The sequence below is a fragment of the Pseudomonas sp. QTF5 genome (genome assembly GCF_000512695.2).
In the GTDB taxonomy this organism is placed as follows: Bacteria; Pseudomonadota; Gammaproteobacteria; order Pseudomonadales; family Pseudomonadaceae; genus Aquipseudomonas.
In genome coordinates, this window is the sequence record NZ_AZRW02000034.1 from 50698 (window position 1) to 66305 (window position 15608).

General features: G+C 59.6%; 19 protein-coding genes and 1 pseudogene. 8 read left to right on the plus strand and 12 right to left on the minus strand.

Going from position 1 to position 15608, the window contains the following annotated elements; all coding sequences use genetic code 11:
* Window positions 1-11 precede the first annotated feature (11 nt).
* The 4 genes from IC37_RS22210 (at window position 12) to IC37_RS22225 (ending at window position 4275) form a co-directional block, all read left to right on the plus strand.
* The gene (locus IC37_RS22210; RefSeq protein ID WP_030131745.1) at window positions 12-926 is read left to right on the plus strand and encodes an urea transporter; all 915 of its coding nucleotides are present in this window, start codon (window positions 12-14) and stop codon (window positions 924-926) included.
* 21 nt (window positions 927-947) lie between these two features.
* Window positions 948-1772: an ion transporter gene (locus IC37_RS22215; RefSeq protein WP_030131746.1), complete on the plus strand. Its 825-nt coding sequence runs from the start codon at window positions 948-950 to the stop codon at window positions 1770-1772.
* A 107-nt stretch (window positions 1773-1879) separates the two neighbouring features.
* Entirely contained in the window at window positions 1880-2878 is a 999-nt protein-coding gene (locus tag IC37_RS22220) for a sulfate ABC transporter substrate-binding protein (RefSeq protein WP_030131747.1), read from the plus strand.
* Window positions 2879-3069: 191 nt separating this feature from the next.
* A complete protein-coding gene (locus IC37_RS22225) occupies window positions 3070-4275 on the plus strand; it encodes an MFS transporter (protein WP_030131748.1) in 1206 nt (401 codons plus the stop codon).
* Window positions 4276-4373: 98 nt separating this feature from the next.
* Here the strand turns inward: IC37_RS22225 and IC37_RS22230 are convergent, their stop codons facing one another.
* Together IC37_RS22230 and IC37_RS22235 are read right to left on the minus strand one after the other, a co-directional pair.
* The gene (locus IC37_RS22230; protein WP_030131749.1) at window positions 4374-4778 is read right to left on the minus strand and encodes a type II toxin-antitoxin system HicB family antitoxin; all 405 of its coding nucleotides are present in this window, start codon (window positions 4776-4778) and stop codon (window positions 4374-4376) included.
* Entirely contained in the window at window positions 4778-4990 is a 213-nt protein-coding gene (locus IC37_RS22235; protein ID WP_030131750.1) for a type II toxin-antitoxin system HicA family toxin, read from the minus strand. Before IC37_RS22235 ends, IC37_RS22230 begins: the two co-directional genes overlap by 1 nt.
* Window positions 4991-5253: 263 nt before the next feature.
* On the opposite strand from IC37_RS22235, the gene IC37_RS22240 reads away from it, so the two are divergent.
* Both IC37_RS22240 and IC37_RS22245 read left to right on the plus strand, forming a co-directional pair.
* Window positions 5254-5721 carry a helix-turn-helix domain-containing protein gene (locus IC37_RS22240; protein ID WP_030131751.1) on the plus strand — a complete coding sequence of 156 codons (468 nt, stop codon included), beginning with the start codon at window positions 5254-5256 and terminating at the stop codon, window positions 5719-5721.
* Window positions 5718-5843: pseudogene (locus tag IC37_RS22245) on the plus strand (PIN domain-containing protein); the annotation flags it as partial. The gene IC37_RS22240 and the pseudogene IC37_RS22245, both read left to right, overlap by 4 nt.
* 153 nt (window positions 5844-5996) lie before the next feature.
* Here IC37_RS22245 and IC37_RS22250 read toward each other — a convergent pair.
* The 10 genes from IC37_RS22250 to ccmA form a co-directional block, all read right to left on the minus strand.
* A complete protein-coding gene (locus IC37_RS22250; RefSeq protein WP_030131752.1) occupies window positions 5997-6401 on the minus strand; it encodes a hypothetical protein in 405 nt (134 codons plus the stop codon).
* Between the two features lie 14 nt (window positions 6402-6415).
* Window positions 6416-7618, minus strand: coding sequence for a c-type cytochrome biogenesis protein CcmI (gene ccmI, locus IC37_RS22255; protein WP_030131753.1), 1203 nt, complete (start codon window positions 7616-7618; stop codon window positions 6416-6418).
* A complete protein-coding gene (locus IC37_RS22260) occupies window positions 7611-8084 on the minus strand; it encodes a cytochrome c-type biogenesis protein (RefSeq protein ID WP_030131754.1) in 474 nt (157 codons plus the stop codon). The genes ccmI and IC37_RS22260 overlap by 8 nt, the downstream gene beginning before the upstream one ends.
* Entirely contained in the window at window positions 8081-8617 is a 537-nt protein-coding gene (locus IC37_RS22265) for a DsbE family thiol:disulfide interchange protein (protein WP_030131755.1), read from the minus strand. Before IC37_RS22265 ends, IC37_RS22260 begins: the two co-directional genes overlap by 4 nt.
* Complete coding sequence (locus IC37_RS22270) at window positions 8614-10602, minus strand: heme lyase CcmF/NrfE family subunit (RefSeq protein WP_030131756.1); 1989 nt, start codon at window positions 10600-10602, stop codon at window positions 8614-8616. The genes IC37_RS22265 and IC37_RS22270 overlap by 4 nt, the downstream gene beginning before the upstream one ends.
* Window positions 10603-10605: 3 nt before the next feature.
* Complete coding sequence (ccmE, locus tag IC37_RS22275) at window positions 10606-11061, minus strand: cytochrome c maturation protein CcmE (RefSeq protein WP_030131757.1); 456 nt, start codon at window positions 11059-11061, stop codon at window positions 10606-10608.
* A complete protein-coding gene (gene ccmD, locus IC37_RS22280) occupies window positions 11058-11234 on the minus strand; it encodes a heme exporter protein CcmD (protein ID WP_007894243.1) in 177 nt (58 codons plus the stop codon). Before ccmD ends, ccmE begins: the two co-directional genes overlap by 4 nt.
* Window positions 11231-11986, minus strand: a complete 756-nt coding sequence (locus IC37_RS22285; protein WP_030131758.1) for a heme ABC transporter permease — start codon at window positions 11984-11986, stop codon at window positions 11231-11233. Before IC37_RS22285 ends, ccmD begins: the two co-directional genes overlap by 4 nt.
* Window positions 11987-12061: 75 nt before the next feature.
* Window positions 12062-12730, minus strand: coding sequence for a heme exporter protein CcmB (gene ccmB, locus IC37_RS22290; protein WP_030131759.1), 669 nt, complete (start codon window positions 12728-12730; stop codon window positions 12062-12064).
* Entirely contained in the window at window positions 12727-13362 is a 636-nt protein-coding gene (gene ccmA, locus IC37_RS22295; RefSeq protein ID WP_030131760.1) for a cytochrome c biogenesis heme-transporting ATPase CcmA, read from the minus strand. Before ccmA ends, ccmB begins: the two co-directional genes overlap by 4 nt.
* A gap of 198 nt (window positions 13363-13560) precedes the next feature.
* On the opposite strand from ccmA, the gene IC37_RS22300 reads away from it, so the two are divergent.
* The gene (locus tag IC37_RS22300) at window positions 13561-15135 is read left to right on the plus strand and encodes a flagellar hook-length control protein FliK (RefSeq protein WP_030131761.1); all 1575 of its coding nucleotides are present in this window, start codon (window positions 13561-13563) and stop codon (window positions 15133-15135) included.
* Window positions 15132-15461 carry an EscU/YscU/HrcU family type III secretion system export apparatus switch protein gene (locus tag IC37_RS22305; RefSeq protein ID WP_030131762.1) on the plus strand — a complete coding sequence of 110 codons (330 nt, stop codon included), beginning with the start codon at window positions 15132-15134 and terminating at the stop codon, window positions 15459-15461. Before IC37_RS22300 ends, IC37_RS22305 begins: the two co-directional genes overlap by 4 nt.
* Window positions 15462-15608 lie beyond the last annotated feature (147 nt).

Genomic DNA, 15608 nt, shown 5'->3' on the forward strand with positions numbered 1-15608 from the left:
CAGACCCCATCATGCCCGCCAACCACTTCAACACCCACTGCCCCGACTGGGCCACTGCCCTGCTCAACGGCTTCAGCCAGATCTTTCTCCAGTGCCATCCGCTGTGCGGCCTGCTGTGTCTGTTGGCGATTCTGTTCAGCGCGCCGGCCCTGCTCGGCGGTGCGTTGCTGGGAGGGGTTGCCGGGTTGCTCACCGCGCAACGTCGCGGGTACGCCAAGGCTGATCGTCAGGCCGGGCTGTTCAGTTACAACGGAATTCTGCTTGGTCTGCTGCTGAGCCTTTATTTCCCGTGGTCGGTGCTGTTGCCACCGCTGATCATTGCCGCTGGGGGCCTGAGCGCGATGCTCACTCAGCAATGGCTCAAAGGCGCCCGTGATCATCATTGTCTACCGGCCTACACCGCACCTTTCGTTGGGTTGAGTTGGTTGTTGCTCGGCTTTGCCGCACCCCAGCAACCCGCGCCGCTGATCGAAATGACCACATTCAACTTGCTCGCCGCGTCATTGAAAGGGCTCGGTCAGGTGCTGTTTCTCGGTCATCCGCTGGCCGGTGCTCTGATTGCCACGGGTTTGCTGATCGCTGACCGTCGCGCCTTCCTGTGGGCGCTGCTCGGCTCCGTTGCCGGTCTCGGTTTCGCCCTGCTGCATCACGAAACATCAACCGCGCTTCTGGGTTTGAGCGGCTACAACGCCGTGCTCGCCGCCCTCGCCTTCAGCCAGAATCGTCGCCAACCTTGGCTGCCATTGTTGGCAATCCTGCTGGCGGTGTTGCTCACACCGGGGTTCGCCGCACTGGGGCTGGCAACGCTGACGGCGCCCTTTATCCTCGCCTGCTGGCTGATTCGCGCAGGCATCCGGGTGCTGCGTCAGGCCGCCATGGACAGCGCGCCTTGCGCTACCGGGGAGAATCGACCTAGGCTTCGCTGATTCTTGGTTCAGGCGTTTTCCATGGACAGCAATAAAAACTGGCGTGAAGACCTTTACGTCATCATCTTCCAATCCGATACCCCGGCCGGTCGCCGCTTCGACAGCATTCTGCTGTTGATCATCCTCGCCAGCCTGGTGATCGTGATTCTGGACAGCATCGACAGCGTTCACCAGAACTACGCCGACATACTGGCGTACATCGAATGGGGCTTCACCATCGTTTTCGCCATCGAATACGGCCTGCGCCTGTACTGCTCGCCCAAGCCGCTGCGCTACGCGTTCAGCTTTTATGGGCTGGTGGATTTGCTGGCGATCGTGCCCGGCATTCTCGCGCTGTATTACAGCGATGCGCAGTACCTGCTGATCATTCGAATCATTCGGATGCTGCGGATTTTCCGCGTGCTCAAGCTCAGCCCCTATCTGAAGCAAGCCAACTATTTGATGACGGCGCTGCGCGGCAGCAAGCAGAAGATCGTGGTGTTTCTGCTCAGCGTCAGCACTCTGGTGACGGTGTTCGGCACCTTGATGTACGTGATCGAAGGCCCGGAACACGGCTTCACCAGCATTCCCAAAGGCATCTATTGGGCCATCGTCACACTGACCACCGTGGGCTTTGGCGATATCGTGCCCAAGACGCCATTGGGTCAGGTGGTTTCGTCGCTGGTGATGATCACCGGTTACTCGATCATCGCCGTCCCGACGGGGATTTTTACCGCGGAACTGGCCAACGCCATGCGCGGCGAACAATTGCAACACGATTGCCCGACCTGCCAGAAAAACAGTCACGAACACGGCGCAGCATTTTGCTCCCGTTGCGGCAATGCGCTGTTCAAGAAACTGGAATAAGCAAAGTGCTTTTTAATCTTTAAAGGACTATGCGAGCCCGGGCTATAGTCGCTGGCAAATTGCCAACACTTACCATAGAACATGGTTGATAAAACAAGGAATGCGCAGTGAAAAAACTCTTTGGCGCCTCACTTCTCGCCGCTGGCCTGGCCTTAAGCAGCGCGGTTCAGGCTGCACCGACCCTGCTTAACGTTTCCTACGACGTGATGCGAGATTTCTACAAGGACTACAACGCCGCCTTCCAGAAACACTGGCAAGCCGAGCACAACGAAAACATCACGCTGCAAATGTCCTTCGGCGGCTCCAGCAAGCAGGCACGCTCAGTAATCGATGGCCTGCCGGCCGATGTCATCACCATGAACATGGCCACCGACATCAACGCCTTGGCGGACAACGGCAAACTGGTCCCGGACAACTGGGTCACGCGCCTGCCAAACAACAGCGCACCGTTCACGTCGGCCACCGTGTTCATCGTGCGCAAAGGCAACCCGAAAGCCCTGAAAGACTGGCCGGACCTGCTCAAGGACGGCGTACAAGTGATCGTCCCCAACCCGAAAACCTCGGGCAACGGCCGCTACACCTACCTCTCGGCCTGGGGCTATGTGCTGAAAAACGGCGGCGACGAGAACAAGGCAAAAGCCTTCGTCGGCAAACTGTTCAAACAAGCGCCAGTGCTGGATACCGGCGGCCGTGCCGCCACCACCACGTTCATGACCAACCAGATCGGCGACGTGCTGGTGACTTTCGAAAACGAAGCGGAAATGATTGCGCGTGAGTTTGGTCGTGATCAGTTTGAAGTGATTTACCCGAGTGTTTCCGCTGAAGCTGAACCGCCGGTGTCCGTGGTCGACAAAGTGGTCGAGAAAAAAGGTACTCGCGCTGCCGCCGAGGAATATTTGAAGTACCTGTGGTCGCCGGAAGGTCAGGAGATTGCGGCTGCCAATTACCTGCGTCCGCGTGATCCGGCGGTATTGGCCAAGTACACTGATCGCTTCCCGAAAGTGGATTTCCTTTCGGTGGAGAAGACCTTTGGTGACTGGCGCACTGTGCAGAAGACCCACTTCAATGATGGTGGGGTTTTTGATCAGATTTACAGCGGTCAGTAATCGCTGAGCTGCAATGAAAAAGGCGACTTGCGAAGGTCGCCTTTTTTTGTGGGAGGGAGCTTGCTCCCGCTGGGCTGCGAAGCGGCCCCGATAACTGCTGCGTAAATGAATAATTACTATCACTCCAAACCCTCTTCCGCCGCTCTAACTCGCCGATTACCCTCTGCGCACTCTTCTTCAGCGAGCACGTTATGAACCCAGTGACTCAGGTGCCCCACGGCACTGCGACAATGACCCGAGGCATGGTGCTGCTCTTCGCCTTCTGCTGTGGCGCCATCGTGGCCAATATCTACTACGCCCAGCCGATCATCGGCCTGATCGCGCCGGACATCGGCCTGACCGACACCATGGCCAGCCTGATCGTTTCGCTGACGCAGATTGGTTATGCGTTGGGTTTGTTCTTCCTGGTGCCGTTGGGTGATCTGCTGGAAAACCGCCGCTTGATGATTATCACCACCGTGGTGGCGATTGCCAGTTTGCTGGGCGCGGCGTTCACCGATCAGCCGAACGTGTTTCTGCTGATCTCGTTGCTGGTGGGGTTCAGCTCGGTGTCGGTGCAGATCCTGATTCCACTGGCCGCCCACCTGACGCCGGAAGAATCGCGCGGCCGCGTGGTCGGCGGCATCATGGGTGGTTTGCTGCTGGGGATTCTGCTGGCTCGACCGGTATCCAGCGTAATAGCCGACCACTTCGGCTGGCGTGCGATGTTCGTCATCGCCGCGACATTGATGGCGGCGATCAGCATCGTGCTGGCCCTGACCATTCCCAAGCGCCAGCCTGATCACAGCGCTTCTTATGGCCAGTTGTTGGCTTCGCTCTGGACGCTGTTGCGTCAGCAGCCAGTGTTGCGTCAGCGCGCGTTTTACCAAGCCTGCATGTTCGCCACCTTCAGCCTGTTCTGGACTGCTGTGCCGCTGGAACTGTCGCGCAATCATGGCTTGTCGCAAACCCAGATCGCGATCTTCGCCCTGGTCGGCGCCATCGGCGCGATTGCCGCCCCCATCGCCGGTCGACTGGCCGATGCCGGCCATACCCGCATCGCCTCGCTGCTGGCCCTGCTATTCGCCAGCCTGAGTTTCCTGCCAGCGTTCATCCATCCGATTTACAGTGTCATCGGCCTTGCCGTCACCGGCGTGGTGCTCGACTTCTGTGTGCAGATGAACATGGTCCTCGGCCAGCGCGCGGTCTACGCCCTCGACGCCAAAAGCCGCGGCCGTCTGAATGCGCTGTACATGACCAGCATCTTTATCGGTGGTGCATTCGGTTCATCGGTGGCCAGTGCGGTGTATGAACATGGTGGCTGGTTGTGGATCGTGATTGTGGGTAGTGCGTTTCCGTTGCTGGCGTTGTTGCGGTTTTTGAGCGTTTCAGAGAGGCGTTCGTTGGCGACGGCTTAGGACGCTAAAAGCTTCGCGGGCAAGCCTCGCTCCTACACGTCTTGCATTATCCCTGTAGGAGCAAGGCCTGCCCGCGAAGGCGATTCGACTGATACCCCTCAATGCCGAACCAGTTTCTCCATCGCCGCATCCGCGAGAAAGGAGGAGCGGCTTTTGACATTGTGCTCTCGCACATAGCGGTCAATGCGCTGGATAACGTAGCCAGGCAGCGTCACGTTGACCTTTTCGGTCTTGCCCAGGTAGGGCGAGATGTCGAGTTCCAGCATCCCCCACCCCATCTCGGCAAATTCCGGATTCTCGCGGTGCGCAGCCGCTGAGGTCGGCATCGGAATTGACTCCCCGTCTGCCATGATCTCCTGCAGCATGATGTGGGCAATTTCGACCGCCGCGTTGTAAGCATCTTCAAACGTATCCCCGGCCGTAACGGCACCAGGAATATCGGGGATCTGAATACCGATGGCGGTGTTCTCGTCGCCCCACTCGATACAGATTGGGTATTGCATTATGGATCTCCTGCCAAACTGGCTCCCGGGCAATAAAGCCCGGCTCGCCTCCTGATGCTTTTGACCGTCCCGATCGGCAAACCCTTCTTCGGATGAGGGACGGGTATCGTGTAAGGGTTGTAACGGTGAGTGAAGATGTGATGACTGCCGGTGACCCGGTCCAGTGCCCAGCCCGCCTCTATCAGCTCTTTGATCAATAACCTGCTCTGCACCACCAGCCTCCTTGCTCCGGCCCAACAAAAATAACCCTAGGGTTATATTTACTCAAGCACAAAAATTCGGAGTGCGACGTTCGGTTGTTTTACAGGGTGTTGATAATCGGGTCGTAATCAGCTCGAAGACTCGGACATTTGTCAATTTCCTCTGGATCTTGCTGGCAAAAGAGTCATAAACAAGCTCGATTTTCGTTTATTGCGATTTTCGTTTGATTCGAATAGCCTTCCAGCATTGTTACTCAGAATGTTGGAATTTCATCATGTCCTTAATCATCCACCCACCGATCAACCTGCCCATGGCGCGCGAAGTTCAGGCCGCAATCGAAGGCCAACGCGCGCTCGCGGCCTATCTCGCGACTCAATTCGAAACCCAACGCATCCAGATTTTCGACGAGCAAAATGAAGCTCACAGCGTCGAACTGCCCACTTCAGCCCTTCGATTGCTGGTCGACATACTGGCTGCATTGGCAGAAGGCAATGCGGTAAAGGTCGTCCCGGTTCACGCGGAACTGACCACCCAGGAAGCGGCGGACTTGCTCAATGTCTCACGCCCGCACCTGATCAAACTGCTGGAGTGCGGCGAGTTGTCCTACCACAAAACCGGCAAGCACCGACGTGTGCGCTTTGCCGATTTGATGGACTATAAAAACCGGCGCGACACCGCCAGCGAGCAAGCAATGACGCTTCTCGCCGAGCAAGCACAAGCGTTAAGGACAGGATACGAGTGAGGCATTCCCCTTTTACCGCTGTATATGACGCATGTGTTTTGTACCCCGCTCCCTTGAGAGACTTTCTGATGTGGCTCGCGCTCTCTGGACGTTTCAGGGCGCGATGGTCACTGGAGATACACAACGCCAATGGATGTCGGCACCTATCTTGATCTGCTCTTTCGCCAAGGCCTGATTCAGTCGAGCAAGGCGTTGACCGACTATCGGGCGACTCTTTAATCGCCTCTCACAAACCCCAAAAAGCAAAACGGCGATCCTCAGATCGCCGTTTCCATTCACTGCCCGAATTGCCTGCCCAACCCACCCGGCACACCATGGATGTCCGTCTCTTCCCACGGCCCGTTGGGGCTGATCGAGCGGCTCCAGCCGTTGTTCCAGCGGTAGTAGGTGCGCTGGCGGTAGAAGGTGTTGGTCTGATCATCGAGGACGTAAACGCCGAGTTTCGCGTCCCAATGGCTATTGCCACCCGGTGGCGGGGCGAAGCTGGCGGAGGTGCGTGGCACCGGCTTCGAAGGTTTGACCGGGATACTCGGTTTGCTCGGTACCGTCGGCGGAGCCGGTTTGGTACTCGGCTGCGCAGGCGGGATTGGCGGCAGCCGTGTGGGCTCGGGCTGCTGGACCGCACAGGCGCTTAACCCCAAAACCATACTGAGGAGAGTGATACGGGCGATGGCGGTCATGGTGGCGCTTCCTGTTATTTATCCGGGCTGTCGATGATCAGTTTTTGTTGCGCGGTTGTGCTGGTGGCCAAGGGTTGGCTGCGACCGATCCATTCGCCGGCAGTCGGTTGGCCGGCGCGGGAGATGCGCGCAACCAGTTGGACTTCAGGGAAGTTCGACAGTTTCAACTGCGGCATCATCGCATCGGCATCACCCAGTTCGACGGTTGCCGGCAAGTCGGCGACGGTCAGACGCTTGGCGGCCAGTGGTGCGGGCGGGCCGGAGATGGCGCGGGCGAAAATGAACACACTGTCGCCCGGTTGGACCTTGGCTTTGAGCTCTGGCGCCAGATCGACATGCACTTTGAGCAGTGCTGCAGCTTTGGCCGCAGGCGCCTGGGCAACCTTGCCACCGCTGGCCTCGAGCTTCTCGGCGGCCCGAGTGATGCCGCCTTGCAGCGCGACGCGGGATTTATCATCCGGCGGCAGTTGCGCCAGCAGTCGATTCCAGTAGTCGATGGCGTCCTGGTAACGCTCGCTTTCAAAGGCCGCGATGCCCAGCAGACCGAGGCTGGTGACTTCTTTCGGATCAGCTTTCAGCGCTTCGTCGGTCAGGGCCTGAACCTTGTCCGACCACTTCTTGCTATCGGCGAAATATTGCGCCTGGGCCCATTGCCCGAGCAGTTCCGGCTGACGACCGGCCAGGGCCACGGTGCGTTCGAAGATCTTCGCCGCATCGCCCGGACGGTCCTGAGCCATGTAAGTGCGGCCGAGGAAGTACAGGCCTTCGGCCGAATCCGGTTGGGCGGCGACCGCACGTTCCAGACGACGGGTCATCTCTTCCATCGACTGCGGTGCCTGGGCGAATTCGCGGGTCAGCTCGACTTTGTCGCTGGCGCCGAAATGCAGGTATAGCCCAAGGCCCAACACCGGCACCAGAATCGCCGCCAGCAATGGCAATGGCTTGCCCAGACGCGATACGCGCGGCGCCTCGACGCCTTCGGTGTCGGCGAGCAGTTCACGGGCGGCTTCGGCGCGGCCGGTGTCCATTTGTTCGGCGTTGAGCACGCCTTCTTCCTGCTGAGTCTGCAACTCAGCCACGCGCTCCTGATAAAGCGCGACATTCAGTGCCGTACGGTCCTCTTCGAGCTGAGCGCGGCGACCACGCATAACGGGGATCAGCAGAAAACTCAGGGCAACCAGGAGCAGCAGGCCTGCAGCGAGCCAGAAATCAATCATTCTTGGTTTTATCCAACAAGTGGTCGAGGCGCTCGCGCTCCTCGGCAGAAAGCGCGTCCGGGCTGTCAGTGCGTTGCACGCGACGACGGCGGACGATCACGACGATGACCACAAAACCGCCCAGCAGCAGGCCGGCTGGGCCGAACCAGAGCAGTGCGGTTTTGGCGTTGAGGGCGGGTTTGTAGCGGACGAAATCACCGTAGCGGTCGACCATGAAATCGATGATTTGCTGGTTGTCCTTGCCCTCGCCGAGCATGCGGAAAATCTCTTTGCGCAGGTCGGCGGCGATCGGTGCGTTGGAATCAGCGATGTCCTGATTCTGGCACTTGGGGCAACGCAGCTCTTTGGTCAGCTCGCGAAAACGCTCACGGTCACCTTCTTTGGCGAACTCATAGGTGTCGATGGCCGCATGCGCCATACCGGCCATGCTCAACCCCAGCACTGCGGCGGCGATCCAGCGCTTCATGGTTTGGCCTCATCGACCAGCGCCTGATACTTGGCCGCCAGTTTTTCGCGCCAGACTTGTTCGTCGATCACGCCGACGAATTTGTCGCGGATGATGCCCTTGGCATCGATGAAGAAAGTTTCCGGAGCGCCGTACACGCCGAGGTTCAGGCCCAGGGTGCCGGCATCGTCACGGATGTCCAGTTGATACGGGTTGTGGAACTCGGCCAACCACTTCAAGGCATCGGCGTTGACGTCCTTGTAGTTGATGCCGTAGATCACCACGCCCTTCTCGGCCAGTTTGTTCAGCACCGGGTGCTCGACCCGGCAGGAAATGCACCAGGTGCCCCAGACGTTGACCAGTGCCGGTTTACCCAGAATGTCCGCTTTGCTCAGGGTTTTGTCGCCCTGCACCGAGGGCAAGGAAAACTCCGGGAATGGTTTGTTGATCATCGCCGAGGGCAACTCGGCCGGGTTCAGGTACAGACCCCGATACAGAAAAACAGCGACCACCAGAAAAATCGCCAGTGGCAACAGCATCAACCAACGTCTCATGCGGTGGCTCCCGTCATGCCGAGCGCTTCACGCACGCGGCTTTTCACCTTGACCCGATAACGACGATCCAGCGCCGCCAGCAACCCACCGAGCCCCGTGAGCAACCCACCGAACCAGATCCAGCGCACGAACGGTTTGACGTGCACGCGCACCGCCCAGGCGCCCTCGCCCAGCGGCTCGCCCAATGCGACGTAAAGGTCACGGGTGAAACCGGCGTCGATCCCGGCTTCGGTCATCACTGAGTTCTGCACGGTGTACAGGCGTTTTTCCGGGTGCAGCACGCTGATTTCCTTGCCATCGCGGATCACCCGGATGGTGCCTTTGTCGGACGTGAAGTTCGGCCCTTCGAAGTGCTTGGCACCTTCGAACACAAATTGATAACCGGCCAGGCTCATGGACTCACCCGGCGCCAGGCGCAGATCGCGCTCGGCACTGTTCTGGCTCGACAACACGACACCCAGCGCGCACACGGCAATGCCCAAATGCGCGATTTGCATGCCCCAATAGCTGCGAGTCAGGGTCGGCAGACCTTTGATCAGGCCTTTGTGGCGGGTTTTGTCGAAGATATCCCGCACACCGGCCAGCAACACCCAGGCAGCCAGCATGAACGTCGCCAGCACCGCCCAGTTGAAATCGCCGTAAGCGACACCGGCCACCACGGCCAGCGCAGCGCTACCGAGCAACACCGGGGTCAACATGCTCATCAGCCATTTGACCGGGGTGTCTTTCCAGCGCACCAGCATGCCGACCGCCATCACTACCATCAGTATCGCCATCAACGGAATGAACAGCGCGTTGAAGTATGGCGGGCCGACCGACAGCTTGGCGCCGGTCATGGCGTCGAGGATCAATGGATACAAGGTGCCGAGCAGGATCATCGAAGCGGCGACCACCAGCACCAGGTTATTGCCCAGCAGCAGGGTTTCCCGGGACCAGAGGTTGAAGCCGACCTGGCTCTTGACCACCGGTGCACGCAGGGCGAACAGCGTCAGCGAGCCACCGACCACGAACAGCAGGAAGATCAGGATGAACACGCCGCGCTCAGGGTCCGACGCAAAGGCGTGAACCGAGGTCAGCACGCCGGAACGCACCAGGAAGGTCCCGAGCAAGCTCAGCGAGAACGCGGCGATGGCCAGCAACACGGTCCAGCTCTTGAATACGCCACGTTTTTCCGTGACCGCCAACGAGTGAATCAGCGCCGTGCCCACCAGCCAAGGCATGAAGGACGCGTTTTCGACCGGGTCCCAGAACCACCAGCCGCCCCAGCCGAGTTCGTAGTAGGCCCACCAGGAGCCCAACGTAATACCGATACCGAGGAAGGCCCAGGCGACGATGGTCCATGGACGCGACCAGCGCGCCCACGCCGCATCGAGACGACCGCCCAGCAGCGCGGCGATGGCGAAGGCAAACGCCACGGAGAAACCGACATAGCCCATGTACAGCATCGGCGGGTGAACAATCAGGCCGATGTCTTGCAGCAGTGGATTGAGGTCGCGCCCATCCGTCGGCATCTGCGGCAGGATTCGGGCGAACGGGTTAGATGTCAGGATCAGGAACAGCAGGAAACCGGTGCTGATCATGCCCATGATCGACAACACCCGCGCCAGCATCACTTGTGGCAACTGCCGGGAGAACACCGACACCGCGAAGGTCCAGCCGCCGAGGATCAGAGCCCACAGCAGCAACGAACCTTCGTGAGCGCCCCAGACGGCGCTGAACTTGTAGTACCACGGCAAGGCGCTGTTGGAGTTGCTGGCCACGTAAGCGACGGAAAAGTCGTCCGCCATGAACGCGTAAGTCAGGCAACCGAAAGCGAACAGCAGAAATGCGAACTGCCCCCAGGCGGCCGGCTGGGCCAGGCTCATCCACAAACGATCGCCGCGCCAGGCACCGAGCAACGGCACCACGGCCTGCACCAGCGCGAAACACAGCGCCAGGATCATGGCCAAGTGGCCGAGTTCGGGGATAAAGATTCCGGACGTCATCGATCAACCCTCCTTCGCGGGCGTTGGAGCAGATTGACCGCTGTCTTTCAGCGCCTTGGTCACTTCCGGCGGCATGTACTTTTCATCGTGCTTGGCCAGCACTTCGTCGGCTACCACCACGCCGTCAGCGTTGAGCTTGCCAAGGGCGACGATGCCCTGCCCTTCACGGAACAGGTCCGGCAGGATGCCGCGATAACTGATGGTCACGGATTTGTTGAAGTCGGTAACGATGAATTTCACGTCCAGGGAATCACCGGAACGTTGCAGCGAACCCTTTTCGACCATGCCGCCCGCGCGGATGCGCGTGTCTTGCGGCGCTTCGCCGTTGGCGATTTGAGTCGGGGTGTAAAACAGATTGATGTTCTGCTTCAAGGCGCTCAAGGCCAGGCCAACGGCAGCGCCGACACCGACCAGGATCGCGAGAATGATGATAAGACGCTTTTTACGCAGCGGATTCACTTGCCGTTCTCCCGGCGCAGACGACGCGCCTCTTGTTGCAGATACCGCTTGCGGGCCAGGATCGGCGCCGCCACGTTGAGGGCCAGCACCGCCAGGCTAATGCCATAGGCTGACCAGACATACAGGCCGTGATGGCCCATGGCGAGAAAGTCGCCGAATGAAGCGAAACTCATCGAGCGGCCTCCAGACTGTTCTGCACTTCGGTTTTCACCCAGCTCGCCCGGGCTTCGCGCTTGAGCACTTCAAGACGCATGCGCAGCAACAGCACCGCGCCGAAGAAACAGTAGAAACCCAGCGCCGTCAGCAGCAGTGGCAGCCACATCTCGGCGGGCATTGCCGGTTTTTCGGTGAGGGTGAAGGTCGAGCCTTGGTGCAGGGTGTTCCACCACTCCACCGAGTATTTGATGATCGGGATGTTGATCACGCCGACGATCGCCAGCACCGCGCAGGCCTTGGCCGCACTGTCACGATTGCTGATAGCGTTGCCCAGCGCAATAAGACCGAAGTACAGAAACAGCAGAATAAGCATGGACGTAAGTCGCGCATCCCAGACCCACCACGAGCCCCAGGTCGGCTTGCCCCAGATCGCCCCGGTGACCAGTGCCACGGCAGTCATCCAGGCACCGATCGGCGCGGCGCATTGCAGGGCGACGTCGGCCAGCTTCATCTTCCAGACCAGCCCGACAATGCCGCACACGGCCAGCATCACATAGATGGACTGCGCCAGCATGGCGGCCGGGACGTGGATATAGATGATGCGAAAGCTGTTGCCTTGCTGGTAGTCGGGCGGCGCGAAGGCCAGCCCCCAAACCACGCCGACGCTAATCAGCAGCAACGCCGCGACGCTCAGCCACGGCAGCAGTTTGCCACTGATGCCGTAAAACCATTTGGGTGAGCCGAGCTTATGAAACCAGGTCCAGTTCATTGCTGTTTCCATCACGGGTGCTCTTCGCTGTGAAGAGCCAAGGGTCTTTACTGATCAAATTTTGACCAGACCTCATTATTCGCCGACGCTGATCTTCAGGCCAGCGGCTATTGCAAAAGGTGTCAGGGTTATCGCCAGGGCGGTCAGGCTCCCAAGCCACAAGAGATAACCGGTCGCCGGCATGCCCTGCAATGCCGCCTGCAAGGCGCCACTGCCGAGAATCAACACCGGGATGTACAGCGGCAGAATCAACAGCGCCAGTAACAGGCCGCCGCGCTTCAAACCTACCGTCAACGCCGCGCCCACCGCACCGAGCAGGCTCAGCACCGGTGTACCCAGCAATAAAGAAAGCAGCAACACCGGCAGACAGGCGGCCGGCAAACCGAGCATCAACGCCAGCAAAGGTGCGAGCAGAACCAGCGCCAGCCCGGAAAACGCCCAGTGTGCCAGCACCTTGGCCAAAACCAGAATAGGCAGGGGGTGCGGCGAAAGGACCCACTGTTCAAGGGATCCGTCTTCGAAATCACTGCGGAAAAGCCCGTCCAGCGAGAGCAAGACCGATAAAAGCGCTGCCACCCAGACCAGCCCCGGGGACAAGGTTTGCAACAATTGAGTCTCGGGACCGACTGCCAACGGGAACAAGGACACGACAATGGCGAAGAACACCAGCGGATTCGCCAATTCGGCAGGACGGCGGAACAACAAACGTGCCTCGCGGGCGACCAACAGGCCGAAAACACTCATACGGCCCAGTTCCCCAGATCAATGTCGCGATAACCGGCCGGCATCCGGGTCAGGGTGTGGTGCGTAGTCAGGACCACCATACCGCCCCGCTCGCAATGCGCCGCCAGGTGTTCTTCGAGTTGCGCCACGCCTTGTTTGTCCAGCGCAGTGAACGGTTCATCGAGGATCCACAGCGGCGGACTGTCCAGGTACAACCGCGCCAAGGCCACGCGCCGTTGCTGGCCGGCAGACAGGGTGTGACAGGGAACATCCTCGAAACCGCGCAGCCCCACCGCCGTCAGCGCCTGCCAGATCGCCTCATGGGAGGCTGGTTGATGCAAGGCGCAGAGCCAACTGAGGTTTTCCTCGGGGGTCAGCAGGTCCTTGATGCCGGCGGCATGGCCGATCCACAGCAGGTTGCGCGCCAGTTCGCTGCGTTGCTCGTGCAGTGGCTGGCCGTTTAACAGTACTTGACCGGCGGTCGGGTGCATCAAACCGCAAAGCAGACGTAAAAGGCTGGTCTTGCCACTGCCGTTGGGGCCACTGATTTGCAACATTTCGCCACTGGCCAGTCTCAATTCGAGATTTTCGAAGAGCAGCCGAAGGTCTCGCTCACAGGCGAGGGCAACGGTTTGCAGGACAGGACTGGTCAAGAGATCACGGGCCTTATACGGTTCAAGTCGGCTTTGGCGCGGCCGTTAAAGAGATGCAGGATAAATGTATTGGCGGCCCGAACTAGAGAGCTGCGTCAAATAATTGCAATGTTTCCGGCACTCTGTATACAAGTGGGCGGCATTATACATGCCATCTCCTACTCTAAAGCGTGCATTTTCCGAAGGTTGTGACCGCGTATGACAGGCGAAATGAACATCCTCCCGCTACCGACAACCAGTGCGGCAGTCACGCGTGCGCTGGTGATCAGCGGCGAGTTGCTCAAGCTGCTGACGCCGATGGAGGGCCTGATCTCCGTTGGGCAAACCGCCAAGGCTGAAGTGCTCTCGCTCAAGCAGACGGATCAGACTTTTCAACTGTTGCTCAAGGTCACCCTCGACAGCGGTCGCCAGACCACGGTCCAGGCCACCAGTACTCAGCCGTTGCCCCAAGGCACCAGCCTGGCAATCACCCAGCCATCGGCGGGCAACCTGGCGGTCACGGTGCAACAGGCCATCGCCTCCAGCGTCTCGCCCCTCACCCGCATCGACACGGCGCAACTGCCGGCCGGGACGTTGCTGCAAGGCAAAGTGCTGACCTCTCAGGTGATGCCACAGGTGCCGGGCCAGCCGACGGTGTTTCGCTCGATGGTGAGCCTGCTCAACACCGCGCTGAGCGGCAGCACGTTGAGCATCGACAGCCCGACGCCATTGCGCATCGGCACCTTGCTGAGCGCCTTGGTGCAGGACACCCAGACCCTGAAATTCGTCCCATTGAGCAGCCGTAAGGAACAGTTGGCGGTGACCCAACAACTGGTCAGCCAGCAAAGTCGCCAAGGCTCTCTGGATGGTTTGATCAAAGTCCTGCAGAACCTGCCGCCGTCGGATCAGACCTCCAGCGACCTGCGCGCCGCCGTGGACAAATTGCTCGCTGGCCTGCCAGATGTTCAGCAACTGAGCACGCCCAAAGGTCTGGCCCAGGCGTTGGCCAACAGCGGCCTGTTCCTTGAAGCGAAACTGCTGACCGGACAAAACCCCACGCTGACGCCAGACATGAAAGGCGACCTGCTCAAGCTGATCGCACAACTGACGCCGGGGCTGCCGGCCAACACCAATCTCAACGCAATCATCGCCGCCAATACACTGGCGCAAGCGCTGCCGAGTTTCGTGCGCAGCGCCTTGGGCATGCTGGGACAAGTCAGCGCTAAACCATTGCCGACCAGTTTCCCGCTCCCCGAGCGCCTGCTGCAAAGTCAGGACGGTGAAGGCGATCTGGAGCACTTGCTGCGCCTGGCAGCAGCGGCCGTCTCGCGCCTGCAAAGCCATCAACTGTCGAGCCTGGAACAGACCGGCCTCACCGACGACGGTCGCCTGCTCAGCACCTGGCAACTGGAAATACCCATGCGCAACCTGCAGGACATCGTGCCGTTGCAGGTCAAATTCCAGCGTGAAGAAGCGCCGGAAAAAGAGCAGCCCAACGAACGCCGCGACGAACGCGAACCCAGGCAACAGCTGTGGCGCGTCGATCTGGCGTTCGACATGGAACCGCTGGGGCCGTTGCAGATTCAGGCCCAATTGATCAAAGGCAGCCTCTCCAGTCAGCTGTGGGCCCAGCGACCGTACACCGCGAGCCTGATCGAAAGCAATCTGTCCGGGCTGCGCGAACGCCTGCTGGCGTCAGGCCTGAACGTCGGCGATCTGGATTGTCACCTCGGCACACCGCCACAGGGCCCTCAAACCCGCCTCGAACAACGCTGGGTCGACGAAACCGCATGAACGAATCCACTACACCGCGCCAGGCCATCGCCCTCAAATACGACGGCAGCCACGCCCCGACCCTCACGGCCAAAGGTGATGAGGAACTGGCCGAAGCCATTCTGCAGATTGCCCGTGATTATGAAGTGCCGATCTACGAAAACGCCGAACTGGTGAAACTGCTGGCACGGATGGAATTGGGGGAGAGTATTCCGGAGGAGTTGTATCGCACGATTGCCGAGATCATTGCGTTTGCGTGGAATTTGAAGGGGAAGTTTCCGGCAGGGCATGATCCGGAAGCGGGGAGGGTAGAGAAGGATGTCACCGATCGAGGGGACGATTACTGAGGATTCGAGGACGCCTTCGCGAGCAAGCCCGCTCCCACAGTGGATTGGCGGCGTTCACACATTTTGTGTCCACCACCGATCCACTGTGGGAGCGGGCTTGAACTGGCCTAATGAAATTGGACACATCAATAGGGCGCTATGATGGCG